This window comes from Verrucomicrobiota bacterium, from assembly GCA_037139415.1.
Lineage (GTDB): Bacteria > Verrucomicrobiota > Verrucomicrobiia > Limisphaerales > Fontisphaeraceae > JBAXGN01.
Genome location: JBAXGN010000101.1, coordinates 1 through 19,174, shown reverse-complemented (window position 1 = coordinate 19,174; position 19,174 = coordinate 1). Strand labels below are relative to the sequence as shown.

At 57.0% G+C, this 19,174-nt stretch carries 19 protein-coding genes, 1 tRNA gene and 1 riboswitch; of the genes, 9 read left to right on the top strand and 11 right to left on the bottom strand.

Annotated features, from left to right (window positions below):
• Nucleotides 1–27: 27 nt before the first annotated feature.
• Together WCO56_17485 and WCO56_17480 are read right to left on the bottom strand one after the other, a co-directional pair.
• Nucleotides 28–1,191, bottom strand: coding sequence for a PDDEXK nuclease domain-containing protein (locus WCO56_17485; protein ID MEI7731371.1), 1,164 nt, complete (start codon nucleotides 1,189–1,191; stop codon nucleotides 28–30).
• Between the two features lie 24 nt (nucleotides 1,192–1,215).
• Nucleotides 1,216–1,440: a hypothetical protein gene (locus tag WCO56_17480; protein MEI7731370.1), complete on the bottom strand. Its 225-nt coding sequence runs from the start codon at nucleotides 1,438–1,440 to the stop codon at nucleotides 1,216–1,218.
• Between WCO56_17480 and WCO56_17475 the strand changes: the two genes are divergently transcribed.
• Both WCO56_17475 and WCO56_17470 read left to right on the top strand, forming a co-directional pair.
• Entirely contained in the window at nucleotides 1,439–2,713 is a 1,275-nt protein-coding gene (locus tag WCO56_17475) for a PQQ-binding-like beta-propeller repeat protein (GenBank protein MEI7731369.1), read from the top strand. The genes WCO56_17480 and WCO56_17475 overlap by 2 nt on opposite strands.
• Nucleotides 2,714–2,846: 133 nt before the next feature.
• Nucleotides 2,847–2,922: transfer RNA gene (locus WCO56_17470), tRNA-Thr, on the top strand.
• Nucleotides 2,923–2,982: 60 nt separating this feature from the next.
• Here WCO56_17470 and thiC read toward each other — a convergent pair.
• Entirely contained in the window at nucleotides 2,983–4,932 is a 1,950-nt protein-coding gene (thiC, locus tag WCO56_17465; protein ID MEI7731368.1) for a phosphomethylpyrimidine synthase ThiC, read from the bottom strand.
• A 42-nt stretch (nucleotides 4,933–4,974) separates the two neighbouring features.
• Nucleotides 4,975–5,101: riboswitch (TPP riboswitch) on the bottom strand.
• 85 nt (nucleotides 5,102–5,186) lie between these two features.
• Here thiC and WCO56_17460 point away from each other — a divergent pair.
• Complete coding sequence (locus WCO56_17460) at nucleotides 5,187–5,348, top strand: hypothetical protein (protein MEI7731367.1); 162 nt, start codon at nucleotides 5,187–5,189, stop codon at nucleotides 5,346–5,348.
• A 20-nt stretch (nucleotides 5,349–5,368) separates the two neighbouring features.
• Nucleotides 5,369–6,289: a tyrosine recombinase gene (locus WCO56_17455; protein MEI7731366.1), complete on the top strand. Its 921-nt coding sequence runs from the start codon at nucleotides 5,369–5,371 to the stop codon at nucleotides 6,287–6,289.
• A gap of 211 nt (nucleotides 6,290–6,500) precedes the next feature.
• Here the strand turns inward: WCO56_17455 and WCO56_17450 are convergent, their stop codons facing one another.
• From WCO56_17450 to WCO56_17440, 3 genes are all read right to left on the bottom strand, one after another.
• Nucleotides 6,501–7,481, bottom strand: coding sequence for a hypothetical protein (locus WCO56_17450; GenBank protein MEI7731365.1), 981 nt, complete (start codon nucleotides 7,479–7,481; stop codon nucleotides 6,501–6,503).
• On the bottom strand, nucleotides 7,474–7,773 hold the full coding sequence (locus WCO56_17445; GenBank protein ID MEI7731364.1) for a Dabb family protein: 300 nt from the start codon (nucleotides 7,771–7,773) through the stop codon (nucleotides 7,474–7,476). The genes WCO56_17450 and WCO56_17445 overlap by 8 nt, the downstream gene beginning before the upstream one ends.
• Nucleotides 7,774–8,105: 332 nt before the next feature.
• Complete coding sequence (locus tag WCO56_17440) at nucleotides 8,106–8,447, bottom strand: hypothetical protein (GenBank protein MEI7731363.1); 342 nt, start codon at nucleotides 8,445–8,447, stop codon at nucleotides 8,106–8,108.
• Nucleotides 8,448–8,875: 428 nt separating this feature from the next.
• On the opposite strand from WCO56_17440, the gene WCO56_17435 reads away from it, so the two are divergent.
• Entirely contained in the window at nucleotides 8,876–9,574 is a 699-nt protein-coding gene (locus WCO56_17435) for a hypothetical protein (protein MEI7731362.1), read from the top strand.
• Between the two features lie 160 nt (nucleotides 9,575–9,734).
• Here WCO56_17435 and WCO56_17430 read toward each other — a convergent pair whose 3' ends face one another.
• On the bottom strand, nucleotides 9,735–11,171 hold the full coding sequence (locus tag WCO56_17430) for a sulfatase-like hydrolase/transferase (GenBank protein MEI7731361.1): 1,437 nt from the start codon (nucleotides 11,169–11,171) through the stop codon (nucleotides 9,735–9,737).
• Nucleotides 11,172–11,265: 94 nt separating this feature from the next.
• On the opposite strand from WCO56_17430, the gene WCO56_17425 reads away from it, so the two are divergent.
• A complete protein-coding gene (locus WCO56_17425) occupies nucleotides 11,266–12,249 on the top strand; it encodes an alpha/beta hydrolase-fold protein (protein MEI7731360.1) in 984 nt (327 codons plus the stop codon).
• 95 nt (nucleotides 12,250–12,344) lie between these two features.
• On the opposite strand, the gene WCO56_17420 is transcribed toward WCO56_17425, so the two are convergent.
• The 3 genes from WCO56_17420 to WCO56_17410 all read right to left on the bottom strand — a co-directional run bounded on the left by WCO56_17420 (nucleotide 12,345) and on the right by WCO56_17410 (nucleotide 15,077).
• The gene (locus tag WCO56_17420; protein ID MEI7731359.1) at nucleotides 12,345–14,093 is read right to left on the bottom strand and encodes a right-handed parallel beta-helix repeat-containing protein; all 1,749 of its coding nucleotides are present in this window, start codon (nucleotides 14,091–14,093) and stop codon (nucleotides 12,345–12,347) included.
• A gap of 127 nt (nucleotides 14,094–14,220) precedes the next feature.
• Complete coding sequence (locus WCO56_17415) at nucleotides 14,221–14,427, bottom strand: hypothetical protein (GenBank protein ID MEI7731358.1); 207 nt, start codon at nucleotides 14,425–14,427, stop codon at nucleotides 14,221–14,223.
• Nucleotides 14,428–14,651: 224 nt separating this feature from the next.
• Entirely contained in the window at nucleotides 14,652–15,077 is a 426-nt protein-coding gene (locus WCO56_17410; GenBank protein MEI7731357.1) for a pectate lyase, read from the bottom strand.
• Between the two features lie 276 nt (nucleotides 15,078–15,353).
• Here WCO56_17410 and shc point away from each other — a divergent pair, with 276 nt between their 5' ends.
• From shc to WCO56_17395, 3 genes are read left to right on the top strand one after another with little or no spacing between them, the layout of a single operon-like run.
• A complete protein-coding gene (gene shc / locus WCO56_17405; protein MEI7731356.1) occupies nucleotides 15,354–17,381 on the top strand; it encodes a squalene--hopene cyclase in 2,028 nt (675 codons plus the stop codon).
• A gap of 35 nt (nucleotides 17,382–17,416) precedes the next feature.
• Nucleotides 17,417–17,986, top strand: coding sequence for a DnaB-like helicase C-terminal domain-containing protein (locus WCO56_17400; protein ID MEI7731355.1), 570 nt, complete (start codon nucleotides 17,417–17,419; stop codon nucleotides 17,984–17,986).
• Nucleotides 17,987–18,024: 38 nt separating this feature from the next.
• A complete protein-coding gene (locus WCO56_17395) occupies nucleotides 18,025–18,747 on the top strand; it encodes an ElyC/SanA/YdcF family protein (protein ID MEI7731354.1) in 723 nt (240 codons plus the stop codon).
• Nucleotides 18,748–18,756: 9 nt separating this feature from the next.
• Here the strand turns inward: WCO56_17395 and WCO56_17390 are convergent.
• A partial coding sequence (locus WCO56_17390; GenBank protein ID MEI7731353.1) for an LPXTG cell wall anchor domain-containing protein occupies nucleotides 18,757–19,174 on the bottom strand: 418 nt, incomplete at its 5' end.

The window sequence follows — 19,174 nt, the reverse complement described above, 5'->3', positions numbered from 1 at the left end:
TCGACTGAAACCTGCTGCGAAGAGCGGCTACTTGCCGCCCGTTTCGGGGAGTGCCTCCCGTACGACATCGGCAAGCTGTTTGGCGGTCGGCAGTTTTCCCTTCAGGTCTGCTGGCAGTTTCGACTGGAGTTTATACGCCGCCACACCGATGGGATTGCGCTTTGCACGCAGGGCGTACTCGACTTCCACGTCGTCCTTTTCCGCGCAAAGAATGATCCCGATGGACGGGTGGTCCTCCGGGGCGCGTTCCTTGTCGTTGAGCAGATTCAGGTAGAAGTCCATCTTTCCCGCGTATTCGGGCTCAAACGGGCCGACCTTCAAGTCAAACGCGACTAGTGTCCGGAGGAATCGGTGATAGAACAGCAGATCAATGAAGTACTCCTTCTGACCGAGCGTGAGCCGGTACTGGCGACCGACGAAGCAGAAACCGTAACCGAGTTCAAGGAGGAAGGCTTGCAGCCTTTCAACGAGACGGTGCTCCAGTTCACGTTCTTTCACGGCTTGGCGAATGCCAAGGAATTCGAGGTTATAAGAACTTTTTAGCATCTCATCGGCCTGCTCCGCAAGATGCTCCGGTAGGGCGAGCGGGAAGTTGTGCGCTTTCTTCTCCACCACGGCCCGTTCATACGCGCCAGCCTTGATTTGGTTGAGCAGGACATTACGTGACCAGCCAAATCGGGCGGTGGCACGGAGGTAATAGAGGCGGGCGGTAGGAGTTTCGAGTTTGTCGAGAATCAAGAGGTGGTGTCCCCACGGAACTTCTGTCACAAGGCATTGGACAGATTGAACCGAAGGATCACCTTCTTCCATTTTGGTCACAGTATGCGGTCCAATAATGGGTGGTGTCGGTTCCTTTATTAATTCTGCAGCAACCTGCTGCAGAAAGTCGCTCGCGCTATAAACCTCATAAACGCGTCGCATGTACCAAACATTACGCGGCGAAAAACCCGTCATGCCCGGAAACGCTTGTCGCAAGTCCGCCGACACCATTTCAACAACTGATTCTCCCCAGCCTAGCACCCGCTGCTTTTCCACAATGCCACGCCCGATGTCCCAGTAAAGCAGGATGAGGTCTCGGTTCACGGCCCGCGCTGCGGAGATGCGGGCGGAGAGCACCCGTGTCTTCAAGGCCTCAATAAAATGCCGGTATTCCGGCGAGGTCACCACCGTCGAGTCATGCGCGTTGTTCATGATGTCAATCCTTTTAACACATATTTACTGCCTGCTCAAGCTTCCAAAACGCATTCGTTGTAGCACCTTGGGATTCACATGTTTGGGCACCACCTTAAGTCGACTGGAAACGTGATGTGTCACCAGTTCCTTCACGTATTTCGGCGTGCGCAGCGCGACATCCATGCAGATGCCAGACTGGATGCAGACGTGCTCTCTTTCAACTTTAGCTTGCCCGGCAGCACAAAACACGGTAGCCACCTTGCGCATGAAGATTTCCTGTTGGCAGGTTTGGGCGTGGCTTGGCCTCGCCTCCTTATCGGGTATGGCGGCGGACGCGAATTGGCCGGAATTTCGCGGCCCGTCCGGCAATGGTGTGACGACGGCCACCGGGTTACCCGTTTCGTGGAGCGAAACCAATCAGGTGCGCTGGAAGACCGCTGTTCATGGCAAGGGGTGGTCGTCGCCTGTGGTGTGGGGACGCCAAATCTGGCTGACGACTGCGACGGAGGACGGCAAGAACCTTTATGCGATGTGCGTGGATGCAGAGAATGGCCGGATTCAGCACGATTTGAAACTGTTCGAGGTGGAGACGCCCCAGTTCATCCACAAGTTTAACAGCCCGGCCTCGCCCACGCCGGCGATTGAGGCGGGGCGGGTCTATGTCACGTTTGGTTCGCCGGGCACGGCCTGCCTGGATACTCAGACAGGCAAAGTATTGTGGCAACGGCGTGATCTACCCTGCAATCATTATCGGGGCGCGGGTTCCTCCCCGATCATTTACGGCAATCTGTTGATCCTGCATTTTGACGGCAGTGATTATCAGTATCTCGTGGCACTGGATAAAAATACCGGCACCACCGTGTGGCGCAAGGATCGTTCCATGGATTACCAAGACCAGGGACCGGATGGAAAGCCCAAGATGGAGGGCGATTTGCGGAAGGCGTTTGCCACGCCACAGGTCGCCGAGTTTGATGGCCGCCCGGTGTTGATCAGCCAGGGGGCCAAGGCGCATTACGGGTATAATCCACTGACCGGGGAGGAATATTGGCGATTGGAGGAACGGAGTTGCCATTCGGCGAGCGACCGTCCCATCGTGGGCCAGGGGATGTTGTTTTTTAGCTGCGGTTTTTCGCGCGGATTGGTGTTGGCCATCAAACCCGGCCTCAAAGGCCAAGTGTCCACGAACAACATTATCTGGCGTACCAATCGGAATGCGCCAAATAAGCCGTCCCTGATTTTGTTCGGTGACCTGTTATTCATGGTGGATGACGCGGGTATTGCCAGTTGCCTGGAGGCGAAGACGGGAACCGAGGTCTGGCGCGAACGGGTGGGTGGCAACTATTCCGCCTCGCCGTTGCTTGCCGAGGGACGGGTCTATTTCTTTAATGAGGAAGGCAAGACCACGGTGGTCGAGGCCTCGCGAACATTCAAAAAGTTGGCGGAAAATAAGCTGGAGGCGGGGTTCATGGCTTCACCGGCGGTGGTGGATAGTGCGCTGGTGCTGCGCACCAAAACGCATTTGTACCGGGTGGGGAAATAAACAGTTTCGGAAACAGGCTTGACCCTGGTATCGGCTATCTCTATACAGAACCGGCCATGGCGCAATCGCCGAAAAACCATTTTCCAGCGTTGACTATGGGGGCGGGGTTCGGTTTAATCCGCCTGTTGGTTAAGCCAGCGTAGCTCAGTTGGTAGAGCAATGCTTTCGTAAAGCATGGGTCGTCGGTTCAAATCCGACCGCTGGCTCCACTTCCTAAAAAATCCGAAATCCGAATCCCGAGAACCGAAAGTTTTGGTGTTCGGCGTTTTTTATGGCAAGTAAACCTCGGCGCCCTTTTTCACAAACTCAGCCGCTTTTTCTTCCAGTCCGAGCTTCAACGCCGCTTCGTCCGACATCCCGTGTTCAGCCGCGTATTGCCGCACATCTTCCGTGATCTTCATGGCGCAGAAGTGGGGGCCGCACATGCTGCAGAAGTGCGCGGTCTTGGCGCCGTCCTGCGGCAGCGTTTCGTCATGGAACGCGCGCGCGGTTTCCGGGTCCAGGCTGAGGCTGAATTGATCTTCCCAGCGGAATTCAAAGCGCGCTTTGCTCAAGGCGTTGTCCCGGTACTGCGCACCCGGATGGCCCTTGGCGAGGTCGGCCGCGTGCGCGGCGATTTTGTACGCGATCACCCCGTCTTTCACATCCTGCCGGTTGGGCAACCCCAGGTGCTCTTTGGGAGTCACGTAGCAGAGCATGGCGGTGCCATACCAGCCGATCATTGCCGCACCGATCGCACTGGCAAAGTGATCGTAACCCGCTGCCAGATCCGTCACCAGCGGTCCCAGAGTGTAGAACGGCGCTTCATGGCACCACTCCAACTGGCGCATCATGTTCTCATGGATCAAATGCAGCGGCACATGGCCCGGTCCCTCGTTCATCACTTGCACGCCGAATTCCCACGCGCGCTTGGTCAAACCGCCTTGCACCTGCAATTCGGCGAATTGCGCGTCATCGTTGGCGTCCGCGATGCTGCCGGGACGCAATCCGTCGCCGATGCTGAAGGCCACATCGTACGCCGCTAGGATTTCACAAATCTCGTCCCAGTGCGTATAAAGGAAATTCTCCTGGTGATGCGCCAGGCACCATTTGGCCATGATGCTTCCGCCGCGGCTGACGATTCCGGTCACTCGCCGGGCAGTCAGCGGAATGAACCGCAACAGGACGCCCGCGTGGATGGTGAAATAATCCACCCCCTGCTCGCATTGTTCGATCAAGGTGTCACGGAAGATTTCCCAGGTTAACGCTTCAGGGCGTCCGCCGACTTTTTCCAACGCCTGATAAATTGGAACGGTGCCGATGGGCACCGGCGAATTGCGCAGAATCCATTCCCGGGTCGCATGGATGTTCTTGCCAGTGGAAAGGTCCATGACCGTGTCCGCGCCCCACTTGGTGGCCCAGCGCATCTTCTCCACTTCCTCCTCGATCGAGGAAGCCACGGCGCTGTTGCCGATGTTGGCGTTGATTTTCACCAGGAAATTGCGCCCGATGATGATCGGCTCGACTTCCGGGTGGTTGATGTTGGCCGGAATGATCGCGCGGCCTGACGCCACCTCTTCACGCACAAATTCGGGGGTGATGCAGCGGGGGATGCGTTGGGGGAATCGACGGAACACCTCGGGTGCATCAGCGCGATCACCGGGACCTTGATGCTGATGGCGTGGGGAATTGCGCGGTGCCTGCTCTGCCGGTGGTTCCGCCAAGAATTCCAGTCCCTGGTTTTCCCGGATGGCAATGAACTCCATCTCCGGGGTGATGATCCCCTGGCGGGCATACCATAATTGTGTGACCGGATGGCCTTTTGCGGCACGCAACGGTTTGCGTTTGGGCAGGGAAAGAAAGCGGGTGTCATCGGGGGAATTCGCTGCACGCTCCCCCAACGCGGCGTGCGTGGCGGATAAATAGCCGTCATCCAGCGGCTTGACCTCGCGGCCTTCATATTCCGTCACGTCGCCGCGCGCCAGGATCCAGGGGCGGCGCAATTGCGGCAGACCCTGCGTGATTTCCCCGTGGAACTCCGGGTCGCCCCATGGTCCGCTGGCGTCGTACATTCGCACGGGCGGATTGGCCGCCTGCGAACCATCCAGGCGTTGGGTGGCTTGGACCGTGACTTCACGCATTGGCACCCGGATATCCGGATGTATTTTCCCGGAGACATACACGCGCCGGGAATTCGGCAATGGCTCGGCGCTCGGCAGCGAGTTTTTGGTCGCAATCATTCGTTACGTTCAGGTTTCGATCTTAAGGCGGGAAGAGAATGGACTTATAGAAACATCATTCCCTTCGCCAGCATTATCTGGATCAGGTTCAACGGGTCTCTTGCGCCCCCGCGCAAAACTCTCAGCCTTGGCCGCACCACGCGGCTGGGTGGCTCCCCTGCAACAGACTCAGGGTAGGCGCGAACGACTGGCGAGTCAAGGCGGGCCACCGCCATCACTTGACTCTCTTGGGTATCCCGGATATGTCATTCTTCATGACACGTCATGAACATCCATGTGGTTTAAGTCTCAAACCCGATCACGCGCAGGGCACCTGCGCCGGAAACCTCACCCTGCCCGCCGGCGTGAAAGGCGTGTTCCGCTGGAAAGGCCGTGAAACCACGCTGGTTCCGGGCGGAACTACGCAAATTAAATAACCGCATCCTTTTACAGGCCCATGCAAAACCTGGTGGAAGATTTTCTGGTTTACCTGCGCCACGAGCGCGGGTTATCGGAGAACACCCAAAAAACCTACGCCCTACTGCTTGCGCAGTTCGTGCACTGGGCGGAATCGCAGGGGCTGGCGGATTGGAAGCAGGTCACGCTTTCGCATCTCATGCAGTACCTGCAACACGAGCGCGAGCGATCCCTGGTGAACGAGCCAAAGGAGTCAACGCGCAAGTTGAGTTCCGAGAGCGTCTATCTGGAAATTGCGGCGTTGCGGGCGCTTTTCCGCTTTGCCGAAACTGAGCGGCATGTACCGGTGAATGTGGCGGAGAACCTCTCCTTTCCCCGGCGATGGTTGCATCTGCCAAAAGCGCTGACCGACCGCGAAATCAACCAACTGCTCGAACCGGAAATCCCGGCCACACCCGCGACACTTTGCGACCAGGCCATTCTCGAACTGGCTTACGCTTCCGGCCTGCGCCGTGCCGAACTCTGCGGGTTGCGCCTGGAACAACTGCACTTGGAGGCCGGGTTCATCCAGGTCATCGGCAAAGGCAACAAGGAACGGGTGGTGCCGGTCGGCAGCCAGGCCATTGCCGCGTTGCAAAATTACCTGCAAGCGGGCCGTCCCAAGCTGGTAACCAAGCGCACTCCAGCGAATGTCTTTCTCACCAAACGCGGTTCCCCGTTTGCGCCAGTGACGCTCTGGGTGCATATCAAGAACCGGGTGCGTCGCTCCGGCATCACCAAGAACGTCACCCCGCACATGTTGCGGCACAGCTTCGCCACCCATCTGCTGGAGCACGGCGCGGATTTGCGGGTGATCCAGGAATTACTGGGGCATGTCAGCATCGGCACCACCCAGGTGTACACGCATGTGACGGGCAATCGCTTGCGCGACATTCACCGGCGGTTTCATCCCCGCGCGTGATTTGCCACGGAGCGAATGCCTCTTTCTGCCGTAGTGTTATACCATTTCCAGTTTGTAACTGCTCAGGCGTACGCTTTGTCATCGTAGCGCAGGTTTCCAAACCTGCTGTGTCGCCGACTTCCCAGTCGGCTTACCTTTAATTACGCAACCACTCGCTGATTGGTAATAGTGCAGTTGGATGACGGGAATGGTATTATAAGCCGCATTAAAACTATTTCGCCTCCAACGCCAGATTCCGGATCTGCGCCTCGACGTTGAAGGAACCGGGCATTTCCCAACCCAGGTTAAAGCCGCCTATGCGAAAGTCGTTCAAATCCCTGGAGTTTTTCAGGAAGTCCTGACCCCATGCCGTGTTGAGTCCTTGCCGAATCAAAGTCAGCAAATCGCGATCAATGGTGACCCAGGCGCCGCTGTGAGCGCTGACGGTGGTGTAATTGGTTACAGCGGGAGTATAGATGAACTTTTTGGTGCCGGTATCCATCGCCGCGTAGGTTTTGGATTCCCGATTCCGGCTGTCGTAGAGCGGGATGCCGAACCAAAGGTAATCGCCATATCCGGCGGATTGTTTATTCAGATTTTGCACGCTCAGGTAGGCGAGCAGTTGCGCCGCGTGCAAATTGGGATGAGCGGCCTCCTTTTGAAACGCTTCGACATGGTGGAGACGGTATTCCAGGTGGAAGTGAAGCTGGGCGATTTGGATTAGCGGCGGACTATTATCAACGCGCTGTTCGATCAGCAAATGCGGCCACGGCTCGCCTTTCTGGCGCAGCCGTTCCCCATATTCGCGTCCGCTATGAATCGCCAGCCAAAGATCGGCCTCCGCAGTGCCTGGCGGCCCAAACGTGACCGCCTTCGCCTCATTGGAAAAACACAGCGCGCCGGAACTCATCCGGATCGGCTGAGGATCGCTCAGGGGAAATTTGCTGCTCCACTGGGCCAGCCCCCAAATCGGTTCCGTTGCCGCCGTTGGATTGGGGCGCAGGCGCCCGCATTCGACGTGTTTTCCGGGCTTGGGGCTCCACACCTTGAAGCCTAGCTGGAACCCCGGATCACGCAACAAAACCACCGGGGCGCTTGGCGCTTTGGACTCCGCAGCTTCCGCGAGCACCCCGCCGAGCAACGTCAGGATCAAGGCGGCGCGCCAACCTCGAGTCCAATGAGGTTTAATGTGACTGACCAGAAATTTATTCAAAATCGTACACGACGACTTTGACGCAGTTGGGCTTGAACGCCTTTTCCACAAACTCGATGTGCAGCGGATGCAACTGGTAATCGTCCTGTGATTTCTTATCCAGGAACGTCAGGTTCAGCGCCACCTGATAGGACTGCTCCACCACCGGCCGGTGGCTGGGCACCATTTTGCCGACGTGGAAATTGATCACGCCTGGAATGGGCTTCAAATATTGATTGGCGCCATCCAGCAATGCCTGTGTCGCGCCCGGCTTTTGCGGGTCCGCCCAAAAAATAACAACGTGCGAAAACATGCCGGGACGCTACGCCAAAAATGGCGCGGACGCAATTTTGATTTTCATGTTTCCGAGTCAGCCCGCGCATCCGGAAGCATAGTAGGAGACGACGTAAGGAGACTCAAATTTAAATAATGGAAATGGTATTGGACTCAAATCCCCCGCCGGGTGGGGCGGCGCGCTCCCGATTCCCCGCCTACCCGGTACGGGTTGCGGCAGACCGTGTACCGGGATACGCGCCACATTTCCAAAAATTACGTAGCCGCTCGACGTCAGTCGGCGCTGATATTTTGCCAGCCAACATCGTGAAAAGTTTTGCCTTTCAGAGCTACCTCATTAGTTAAACCGCACTAAATCACCGCCCCTTTTGCCCCCGGCGATTTAACCCTTGCGCAGCCAGGCTCAGGTGTTGGGCTGGAGGTCGAAATCCCTTTGGGATTTTTCTGAAACACATCCCGAACGGGATGAAAGAGTGTAGCGTCATGAGGGAAACGGGGCATAACCTCCGGAAAGGCGTCCAATAAATCCAACTGCACCTTGAAGAAGTACCAGAACGGTAATTCGTGGGTGAGGATGGCAACCAAGGGCCGAAGGCTCGTCATGTGATAGCCCGGGCTGAAGGCCCGGGAATAAGTTTCCCGCAAGCCGCCCCGCCCTGTAAGGGCGGCACCACCGTTGCGGGCGTCAATCATGGAATTATATATCCCTCCCTTTCAGGGCGGCGGCAACAAGGTGGTTCATCGTTTCCTTGGGGCTATCACATCATGGGCTTTCAGCCCGGCGCGGTCTATGAGGGGAACGGGGCATGACCTCCGGAAAACCATCCCATAAACCCGACTGCACCCCGGCTGGGGTGCCAGAGTTTACTTTAACGCCCGCCATTAAAGCCGGGAACCCCCGATTTTTGACGTTTTTGGAGGTTTTTTTAGGAATTTTGCATAAGTACTTGATTGTAAACGCCATAAATTGACCAGATTCACCCCAATGCAGTGATGGGGCCAGTGTGTGAGCCTCACGCATTATGCACCAAGGTTTGCAGCCAATTTGGTCATAGCCATCCAAAAAGCGGTGTTTTTAGCGAGGACTCCGCGTGGCACGAGTTTTGCTTTGAAAAACTCAAATGCAGGCCAGCCGACATTGCAAAAAGATCCCGCTGCGAGCTGCCATATTAGCCGTGCTCTTGGTGGCAACGGTCTTGCTGGCTGGTTATCTGAGCAATGGCGCTCGCGAATCCAAGCAGCACATCTGCCTGGCGTGCGGAAATCGTAAAACAGAGACTCGTTGGTGCATCTTCCGTACGGTGCCGCTTTGGTCTCAGGCAAGGGAAGAAGTGTCTGCCGTGGCAGTGTTGAGGGACAAATATCTGGGGCCGTGTCTGCACGATTGGCAGATGCAATATTGGAATGTTCACAGGTACGGCGGTGGTGGTTTTTGTGCGGATCGTTTTCTAGGATCCCAGTATCCCATGGGCAGGTCAATCGATACACTGAAAGGCTACGCTGCAGCCATCGAGCGTCTGCCAACCAAGGAGGCCCGAATCATGGCATTGAAGGCCTTGGGTAATAAGGAGAACTGTCTCCGATGGCTGGCGGTTTATCCTTTGGATTATTTACCCGGCATGCCGAAGAATTCGGAATATTTCGTCACTTGGTGGGCAGGGCACTCCAACTTGTTTCAAATTGAAACCAATCGCACGGACGCAAAACAGATTCTGGACAAATTGGAGAAAGATCACGGCGACGATCTGGGTTATTACATTGATGAGGCACGTTACAGCATTGAGCGGGATGAAAGATTAGCCCCGAAGGACAGGCGCTAATTCCAATGAGCTTTCAAGATGAGACTAAGGCGCGCAGGATTTTGGGCGGCTGGCGAGACGCGAGTGAGGCGCATACCCGCAGCGTTCTGTAACGAGCGAGCAACGAAGCCAACAGCTTAAAAGACCAGCGAATTAGTCTCATCTTGATAGCGATTTGGAATTACTTCACCAAGTAGGGAGCAGCCAGACTATCCTGATTGCTCACCACCCATTCTTGCAGGTACTTGCGGTGTTGTGTGAGAACTGCCTGGAACTCAGGCTGACCGGCCAGATTCTTCATTTCTCCGGGATCTTGCTGTAGATCCACCAGTTGCTCACGGTGCTCGCCCCGGTCATAAACACAATATTTATATCGGCCGGAGCAGACCATGCGTCCGAAGTGGGTTTCAGAAACCACATACGGACGCCATTCCTTCACGGAGCCATTTTCCGCCAGGGCGCGCAGGCTGCGCCCTTTTAGCCCATCGGGCGCAGCCACACCCGCGTAATCGCACAAGGTGGGAATCAAATCCAGATGCGCCGCAATCAGGTGTTCCCGATCCACCACATTGGCACGGGTCACGCCCTTCTGACTGATGATGAACGGGACGTTGGCCGCCTCTTCATAAAATGTGGATTTGTGTTCAAGCCGGTGCGAGCCATCATGGTCGCCGTGGTCACTGGTAAAGATTACGGCGGTATTGGTTTCCAGACCCGTGGATCGCAATGCCTGAAGGATTACCTCAATTTCCCGGTCCACCCGTTCGGTGAGGCGGGCGTAGGCCCAGCGATGCAGGCGCCAGTCTTTTTCCGTCCAGTTGGTGAAGGCGTAGCCACGAAATCCCAAGTAAGAGGCATCCCCGATGGCTTCCGGCGCGCCCAACTGGGGTTCCAGGTTGGCTGGCGCTGGCGGACAGAGCCGGGAAAAGAATTCCTCTTCCGAAATGCCCGCCGGTTTTTGCAGCGCCTCCGCCAGGCATTGCTGGTGTGGACCTGCTGGTCCGGTTTTCTTCCTGGCCTGTGAAGCTGCAAAAGCGTTGATGGCCATGTAGCATATATCGTGGGGATTGATGAGCGAGGCAACCAGCAGGAACGGTTTATCGTGCTTCTTTTTCAGAAAATCCGCGCAGGTGGTGGCCAGCTCATCGCGCTGATCACGGGTCAGTACGGTGAAACCATATTTCTCGACGTTACCCGGTAGATGAGTTTTGCCGCCATACGCGGTTTCATAGCCCGCATCACGCAGCAGGCAACCCATCGTTTGCGCCTGGATCGGCGCGGGGATTTTGGTCTCTTGCATCTCCTTGTTGGATTGCATCCCGAATCGGCTGGGCGTGTGCCCGGTGAACATGCCCACCCGCGCCGGCACGCAGACGGGATTCACACTGTACGCCCGCTGGAATCGGATGCCATTGGCGGCCAGGCTATCCATGGCAGGCGTCTTGAGCCACGGATTCCCGGCGCAGCTCAGCATGTTGGCATGCTGCTGATCGGTGAGGATGAATAGCAGGTTGGGTTTTGGCTGCGCGCCGGCGGCTGGCAGTTGGGGGACCGCCAAAATGGCGAGCGCCATGGTGCCCATGACGAACTGCAGGCGCCGGAATATAATGTGTGCCATATCTCCGCCAATAAACCAATACCGTGGACTTTAGGCCAGAAAAAACCGGTGTGTTGCTGAAACTTCATTCACATCCATTGCGTCTATCCATGGTATGAAACGGATTGCTTTAATCGCAACAGGGTGTGCCGCACTGGCAGTTGTCGGTCCGGCTGGTCTGCCGGACGTCGTGAAACCGGCACCTGTATCTGCCCCGGCGGTTCCCGCGTTGGAATGGGTGCTTCCCGCTGTGACCGCACCGCGGCTCCAGCGCCGGACCTTTGAAAGTGCTACGGTTAAAACCAACGTCAGCTATTTCATCTACACGCCGGAAATCTACGATCGGGACCAACTCCGACACTTCCCGGTGATCTATTGGCTGCATGGTAGCGGGGGTGGTTTGAGCGGGATGCCACCACTGGTTGCGCACTTTGATTCTGCCATTCAGGCCAAAAAAATTCCCCCGCTCCTGGTGGTGTTCGTCAATGGCCTCAAAAACGGTATGTGGTGTGATTGGAAGAGCGGCAAGGTGCCGTTGGAAACCGTGATCATGAAGGAACTGCTGCCGCATATTGATGCGAATTATCGCACCGTCGCTGCGCGCGAAGGCCGGTTGATCGAAGGGTTCAGCATGGGCGGATATGGTGCCGCACGGCTGGGTTTTAAATATCCGATGGTTTTCGGCGCCGTTTCAATGCTTGCGGGTGGTCCGTTGCAACTGGATTTCCGGGAGACCCCGCGTGCAGGTCCGCGTGAGCGCGAAGGGATTCTGAAGGCTGTCTTTGGTGGCGACCTGGAATATTTCAAAGCGCAAAGCCCGTGGGTGATTGCGGAGCAGAACGCCGACAAGTTGCGTATCGGTTTGCCCGTGCGGCAGGTCATTGGCGACCGCGATGAAACGCTGGGGTTTAACCGGGCGTTTCACGAGCATCTCGTAAAGTTGGCAATCCCGCACACCTTCACCGTCCTGCCTGACATTGGCCATAAACCGATGGCCGTTTTCGACTCCTTGGGTGAAACAAACTGGGAATTTTATCGGACCGTATTTTCATCGCTCAATACCCCAGCTGCCTCGGCCAAACCGGCACCATTGCCCTGATTCCTTTCGGTTTTTTAGCCTTCGGATTTGCTCATTATTCGCGTCAATTGGCGTGCATTCGCGGACGAAAATCTTTCGGTCTTCGGATTTCGGCCCTACCTAATTTCCGTTTGGGTGCAGAATTCCGTGACGATGGGTGCGGGGGTGTTGGTGCCCCAGTTCCAAGGGTGAGCTACCGGCGGAATGAAGTTTATCGGTTCGGCGGGCGTCAGGCGGTTGTTTTTAATGACTAGTCCCTCCGTAGAGGTGACGCGGATGTTCGGCCAGGCGGAATCCGTCAGGGAATTATCACGTATCACCAGGTTGCGATGCGCACCGGCGGGCAGCGGTTTGCCGTTGCCGCCCGGCGCAATGATTTCGATGGCGAGCCTCCGGCAACCCGTAATGATATTGTCACGGATCACCACGTCGCTGGAGCTGGCGGATTCAAACCACCAGAATTCCGGTGCCACTAGCACGGCTGCCATCCAGCCATGCGTGATTTTATTCTCCGCGACTTCGCCCCGGCTGGCCTTGATGAGGATGCCCCGGGAGCGGTTGTAACCGAAATCGCAGCCTCGCACTTGGAAGCCGTTGCCCACGCGGTTGCCCGAGCAGACGGCAGACCCCATTGGCAGGTTCACCGGCCGATCCAGTGTTAGCTTGAAGCATTTCACCTGGCCGGTGAGCAGGCGCTCCTTGTGGTTCGCGTGCATGCTGAGCTTTTTGACGAAGGCTTTCTCGTCGTCGGTGAGCGGCGCATCCGGTTCCAGTTTGACGGCCTTGGCATCCGGCGGGCGCGGGCCGGAATAGGGCAGGAACTCCACCGGATCGCCCGGTTCGATGGTCAGCCGGTTCAGGACCACGAGGCGCACCTGGGTGTTGCTGCTGCCGGTCACATAATGGTAGGTGCCGTGAATATTGACGCAATCATCCCCTTGAAATTTGGCGGTGCATTGGAGGATCGCCGGGCCTTTGGCGGCCTCAGTGCTATGAAAGGCATCGGCATCCAACGAGCGCAGGCGCGGCCAACCGCGTTTGACCAGGTCGCTTTCCGGCGGTCGCCGGTCAATCTTACAGCGCAAATACGTGGAGCCATCGCATAGATGCTCAAGAAAACCGAAGCAGGGCGAGGCGTAGAGGGTCACATCCTCCAGCTTGATCCCGACACAGCGGGTGACCGTGACCGCATGGCCGCCAGCCCCGTTGGGATACGAGTGGTTGGTGACGAGGATGTCGCCCACCTGCTCGGTATCCCAATCTTCGCGATAACGATAGCTTTTCGGTTTGGCGATGCGATAGTGGTGGTTGCCCAACGGCTCGAATTCCTTGCTGTACCCCGGGGTTTCGCGCCGCAGTTCGCCGGTGGCGGGATTATAAAATTCAATGCGCTCCTGCAATTGGTGCTCAGGATAGCCCGGAATAATCTCGAATTCCACCCAGCTCTTGTCGGGTGCCAGCGCGACCACCCGGCCTTCGGTAAAGGGCAGGGGATCATAATCCACCGTCATCCCCTTGAAATGCACCTGGCGGCAATTCTCGAAATTGAGGGCGCGCGAGGTTTGGGTGCAGATCATTTCAACCCCGTCCGCCACGATGGTGATGCCGTCGAGATCCTTGAACGTCAAATGCGCGCCGCGCTTGGGCATCACCCGATAGCGTCCCGGCGGCACGACGATCCGCTTTTTGCCCGCTTTGATTTCACCATCCATGAAACCCTGCAAGTCGAACTCGGTGCCGACTTTGGGGTCGGCGGGTGCCGGAGCCGCGCTGGCATGAATCGCCAGGGCGGCGAGTAGAATCATGGGCACCCGCGCAAGGGGTTTAGCCTGCATTGTCCAACGGCATAGCAAGGTATGTGACATGCCCTTATTGCAACGACTATGGCTACAGTTCACAAGGAAATTTTACTGGCGCTGAATGATTTTGCCTGGCACACCCATAAAAAAAGGCCCGCATACAAAATATGCGGGCCTGATGGAGAGAACTAAATTACTTCTTTTCCTCTTTCTTGGCTGCCTCTTCCTTGGCCTTGGCGCATTTTTCGCAGACTTTGCCGTCCTTCTTGGCTTCGACGCAGCAGGCCTTTTCAGCCTGGCCTTTTTTGGAAGGGCAGCAGCCTTCTTCGGCGGTGAGGGTGGTGCCAACCAAAATCGCGGCCGCAACAGCCGCCACCGTGAGCAATTTGACTAATTTCATTTTTATTCTTCGTTACAGATGCATTGTTGTCAACCCGCCTGGCGTTCCCGGCGCCTCAGCCGGAAATCAGGCAGACTCAACACAAGCCTCAATATATCATGGTTTCGGCGGGTGTCCATGGGCATATTAACCTCAGCGTCAGGGCTTCGCGTGTTCCTTGAAGAACTTCGTAATCAGCGTCAGGGTGGCGGCCGGGAACTCGTGACCGCCGGGATGGATATAGGTCATGAGCGGAGTTCCGCTCTTGGACGGATAGAGCGTGCAGTATTTCTCCCCCGGCTGTGATCATAACCTTTCTCAAAAGCTTTGCGGTAATGCTCCGCCTGGGTGGCGGTATACAACTGGGCCAGAAACCGCAGTTCATCGGTGGTGGCGCCGTTGTCAAAGGTGGGCTTTAAATTCTTTGCGCGATCCGATCCGTCATACGGGGCGGCGGTGGTATCCACATTCTTGGGCCAGCCGCCAAGGTCCGATTGGAAGGAGAGAATATTCGTCCCGATCCGTTTTGCCTCCTCGCCGGCGTACCAGGCATCCGGACGTTTGAGGTATTGTCTGGCGCCTTCCACCGCCGGCAATGAAGTGATACCCATGACCACTACCAGCCCCAAGCTTAAGAGTGCCGAAGTTCTTGTTCTGCGATTTAATTGCATAGTCTTCACGTTTTGACACACACTTAACACCGTTTTCATACGCCCAAATGGTGATGATTGGCAATGACTGGCAATATCGCGTTGAGTTATTGCAATGTGCATTTGGGCACTTTTCCCGTTGATGGTTTTATGCTAACGGGCGTCAGGTATTTCCATGGAATCTGGCAGAGTTGCTTCAATGAGCCAAACGAAATCTTTGGCGGCTTGTTCGACCTGTCCGGATTATCAGGTTAAAAACGCTTTACAGTTGGGGGCTAACTTCGCAGATTATCCGGCGTGTCAGTTACTGAAACGCAATCCGGCGCGGGACATCCGCCAGCCCAGAACAACTGGGATGCCCGCCATCTCAACGATTTTGAAGCCGCCCTCAAGCGGTCGCAGGACTATTTGCTAAGCATCCAGAAGCCGGAAGGCTTCTGGGTGGGCGAGCTGTTGGTGGATAGCACGCTGGTCTCGGATACGGTCGCCTACCACCATTGGGCGGGGGATGTGGACAAGGAATGGGAACGCAAAGCCGTCAACCACATCTTTTCGATGCAGTTGCCCGATGGCGGCTGGAATATTTATCATGGCGGCCCGGCGGAAGTGAATGCCACCATCAAGGCCTACCTGGCCTTGAAACTGGCCGGGGTGTCGGCCACCGATCCCCGGATGCTTAAAGCCCGGGAAATGGCCAAAGCCCTGGGGGGGGTGCCGCGCATGAACACCTTCTCCAAACTGTATTTGGCGTTGTTTGGTTTGTTCCCGTGGAAATTCATTCCCACCATCCCGGTCGAGGTCATGCTGCTGGGCAAATGGTTTCATGTCAATTTCCACGACATGAGCAATTGGACGCGCTCGATGCTGGTGCCGCTGGCCATCATCAACCATTACAAACCCATTCGCAAACTGCCGGTGGATTTGTTCGAGTTGTATCCCGATGGCGTCAAAGACCATGAATTGGCGCTGGCGGGCGATCCCCAAATCTTTACCTTGCGCAATTTTTTCCTGTGGCTGGACAAGCTGCACAAATTTGCGGAACTGTGGGCGCAGGCCGGCATTCATCCGTTCCGTCGCACGGCTTTGAAGCGCGCCGAGCACTGGATGCTGGAACGGTTTGAAGGCACGGATGGACTGGCCGCGATTTTTCCGGCGATGCTCAACGCGTTGATTGCGCTCAAGGCGCTGGGATATCCCGAAGATCATCCGGAAATCGTTCGCGCCAAAGCCGAGTTGAAGAAGCTGGAGCACGAGGAAAAGGACACCGTGCGAATCGAGCCCTGTTTCTCGCCGGTATGGGATACGGCCATTGTGGCGATTTGCCTGCGGGAATCCGGGGTGCCCGCCGAGCATCCCCAAATGGTGAAGACCGCGCATTGGCTGATGGATCGGGAAATTCGTTTCCGTGGGGATTGGTATCACAAGAACCCGGTGAACGTGGAGCCGAGCGGCTGGGTGTTCGAGTACAATAACAAGTGGAACCCGGACGTGGATGACACCGCGATGGTGTTGCTGGCGCTGCGGTTGATTCCCACCGATAATCTCAAACGCCGGGATGAATGCTTCAAGCGGGGCTTTAATTGGATGCTCACCTTTCAGTGCAAGGATGGCGGTTGGGCGGCGTTTGACAAGGATTGCACCAAGAGCATTCTCGAGAAAGTGCCCTTCGCCGATCACAACGCCATGCTGGACCCCGAGTGTGCCGATATTACGGCCCGCATCCTGGAGGTCATGGGCTATGAGGGCGTGCCGATGGATAACCCGCAGGTGCAGCGCGCCCTGCAATATCTGCGGGAGCAGCAGGAACCCGATGGTTCCTGGTACGGGCGCTGGGGTGTGAATTACGTTTATGGCACGTGGCAGGTTTGCCGGGGGTTGGCGGCGATTGGTTGCGACATGAACGAGCCATGGCTGTTGCGCGGGCGCGACTGGTTGGAGAGCGTGCAGCATGAGGACGGGGGCTGGGGCGAGCGTTGCAACACCTATGATGATTCGGTGTTCAAGGGGCAGGGGCCCAGCACGGCCTCCCAGACCGCTTGGGCGGTCATGGGCTTGCTTGCCTTTGGCGATCCCAACCGGCCCAGCGTCAAACGAGGCATTGATTACCTGGCGCGCACGCAGAATGCGGATGGTTCCTGGAGCGAGGATGAAATTACCGGCACGGGCTTCCCCCGGGTGTTCTACCTGAAGTACGACATGTACCGGAACGCCTGGCCGTTGCTGGCCCTGGCCGCCTACAAGAAAGCCTTGGCGAAAAAAGGCGTAATCGGCAAGCCCATGGATAGCGTTGAGCGTCCGCAGGTGCTGGGCCGCGTCACCGCCTAACCGTTGGTAAAATCGCGCCGATTGAAAGACGATCCATGGTCACAATGCGCGAACACATGCACGGGGCGGTGGATTGGATGGAGCGCATGCATTTGCAGGCCACGGAACCGCGCATAGGCGGGGCGGGGACGGTGCAACCGTTATGGGCCGGCAGTTTTCTGGCGATGCGCCTGGCGGTGTCCGCCGCCACCGAGCGCGGGTGGGAAGTGGTCTATTTCAGCCTGGGGGAAAGTGGCAGCCGGTTGACGCTGCACTTGCTTTGCTGGCAGGCGCAAGTCACTTTGGCGTGTGTCGCGCAGGGGGACATTACGAACAAGGATTTTGTCCGGCTCACCCATGCCGCCGGGAAACTGGCGGGTTTGCCACTCCTGATTTCGGATACCGCGCGAACCCTGCGGGGAATTTGCACGCAAACGAGCGAGTTGCTGGGGAAGCATCATCCCAAACTTCTGATTGTGGACCAGGCGGATCAACTGGTGGATACTCACAATACGGGAGAGCATTTTGAGGAAAAATTGGCGCTGGCCGAGTTGCGAACGCTGGCGCGGGTGGCTCGGTTGCGGATCGTTTTTATGAGCCGACAGCCGACGTTTCTTGGGTTGTGATCCGGTAAACGCTGTTCGGACACTTTTGCGAACAAATCATGAATACCAATCCTGTACCTGCTGAATCCACCACCAAGACTGGTGCGGCAAAACCATGCGCCTGTTGCGGCGGTTTGTTGCGCCGCCGTGAATGCTGGGTGCCGACTTGGCGCGGGTGGTTGTTGCTGCTCCTTCTGAGTGTGGTGCTGGTATTGATCGTCGGGCCCCGCACCTATGGGTTTCTGGCGTTGCACGATCCGGTGCCTGGCGGGGTGCTGGTGGTGGAAGGGTGGGCGCCGGATTATGCCATGCGGGCGGCGATTGTGGAGATGAAACGTTATTCGTATCGCCAGGTTTTTGTGACCGGCGGGCCCATTGAACGGGGATCGCCGCTCTGCGAATACAAAACTGCCGCCGAACTGGGTGCCGTCATCCTGGTGCGGATGGGACTGAAAACGAATGAGGTGGTGGCGGTACCTTCTCCGCTGGTGGTCAAGGACCGCACTTATACTTCGGCACTGGCTTTAAAGAAGTGGCTGAAGGATCGCGGCATCAAGGAGACCCGGGTGAACGTGTTGTCGGTCGGGCCGCACTCACGCCGGTCGCGCCTGTTATTCGAGAAGGCGCTGGGGGATGAATATCAGGTGGGAGTGATTGCCTTGGAAAGCCGTGATTTTGACTCCGCTCACTGGTGGAAATACAGCGGCAGCGTCCGTGGGGTGATTGATGAGACGATCGCCTATATTTACGCGCGTTTCCTCTTTTATCCCGCAAAGGAATAGTGTCATTGCTCAGGAGCGCCGCTTTTTATCCTGATCCAAATTCATGGATTGAGTGATCAGGCTGGCACCTTGGGAGGGATGTGACTTGCGATGCCAGAGAAAAGCGATCCAGCCCGCCGCTCCAAGAATCAAGAGGCCGGCGATAAGCAGGTTGGTGTTCGATTGCGGCGGGGGGGTGACCGCCAAGGTTTGCACCGTCGGGGCATTGGTCACTTGCGCGGGAGTCGTCGTCGCGACCGGTATTGGTGCGGTTGGCGTGAGTGGTTTTGCCACTGGAGGCGGCTCCGGGACGGGCACCGGTTGAGCGATGACAGGGGCAGGCGGTGGTGCGGATTTGGGCGTTTCCACAGTGGCCGGTGGCGGTGGTGTGGGAGGTTTGGCGGCTTCGACCACGGTCATCGCCGGCATGGCGGCAGCCACGACCGAG

What these genes read in the sequence shown, in the direction of transcription:
- WCO56_17480 (MEI7731370.1), bottom strand. Translation starts at nt 1,440, where the DNA reads ATGCGCAAGGTGGCTACCGTGTTTTGTGCTGCCGGGCAAGCTAAAGTT.
- WCO56_17485 (MEI7731371.1), bottom strand. Translation starts at nt 1,191, where the DNA reads ATGAACAACGCGCATGACTCGACGGTGGTGACCTCGCCGGAATACCGG.
- WCO56_17420 (MEI7731359.1), bottom strand. Translation starts at nt 14,093, where the DNA reads ATGTCACATACCTTGCTATGCCGTTGGACAATGCAGGCTAAACCCCTT.
- WCO56_17425 (MEI7731360.1), top strand. Translation starts at nt 11,266, where the DNA reads ATGAAACGGATTGCTTTAATCGCAACAGGGTGTGCCGCACTGGCAGTT.
- WCO56_17395 (MEI7731354.1), top strand. Translation starts at nt 18,025, where the DNA reads ATGAATACCAATCCTGTACCTGCTGAATCCACCACCAAGACTGGTGCG.
- WCO56_17440 (MEI7731363.1), bottom strand. Translation starts at nt 8,447, where the DNA reads ATGATTGACGCCCGCAACGGTGGTGCCGCCCTTACAGGGCGGGGCGGC.
- WCO56_17460 (MEI7731367.1), top strand. Translation starts at nt 5,187, where the DNA reads ATGACACGTCATGAACATCCATGTGGTTTAAGTCTCAAACCCGATCAC.
- WCO56_17455 (MEI7731366.1), top strand. Translation starts at nt 5,369, where the DNA reads ATGCAAAACCTGGTGGAAGATTTTCTGGTTTACCTGCGCCACGAGCGC.
- WCO56_17410 (MEI7731357.1), bottom strand. Translation starts at nt 15,077, where the DNA reads ATGCAATTAAATCGCAGAACAAGAACTTCGGCACTCTTAAGCTTGGGG.
- thiC (MEI7731368.1), bottom strand. Translation starts at nt 4,932, where the DNA reads ATGATTGCGACCAAAAACTCGCTGCCGAGCGCCGAGCCATTGCCGAAT.
- WCO56_17400 (MEI7731355.1), top strand. Translation starts at nt 17,417, where the DNA reads ATGGTCACAATGCGCGAACACATGCACGGGGCGGTGGATTGGATGGAG.
- WCO56_17475 (MEI7731369.1), top strand. Translation starts at nt 1,439, where the DNA reads ATGAAGATTTCCTGTTGGCAGGTTTGGGCGTGGCTTGGCCTCGCCTCC.
- WCO56_17430 (MEI7731361.1), bottom strand. Translation starts at nt 11,171, where the DNA reads ATGGCACACATTATATTCCGGCGCCTGCAGTTCGTCATGGGCACCATG.
- WCO56_17445 (MEI7731364.1), bottom strand. Translation starts at nt 7,773, where the DNA reads ATGTTTTCGCACGTTGTTATTTTTTGGGCGGACCCGCAAAAGCCGGGC.
- WCO56_17415 (MEI7731358.1), bottom strand. Translation starts at nt 14,427, where the DNA reads ATGAAATTAGTCAAATTGCTCACGGTGGCGGCTGTTGCGGCCGCGATT.
- WCO56_17435 (MEI7731362.1), top strand. Translation starts at nt 8,876, where the DNA reads ATGCAGGCCAGCCGACATTGCAAAAAGATCCCGCTGCGAGCTGCCATA.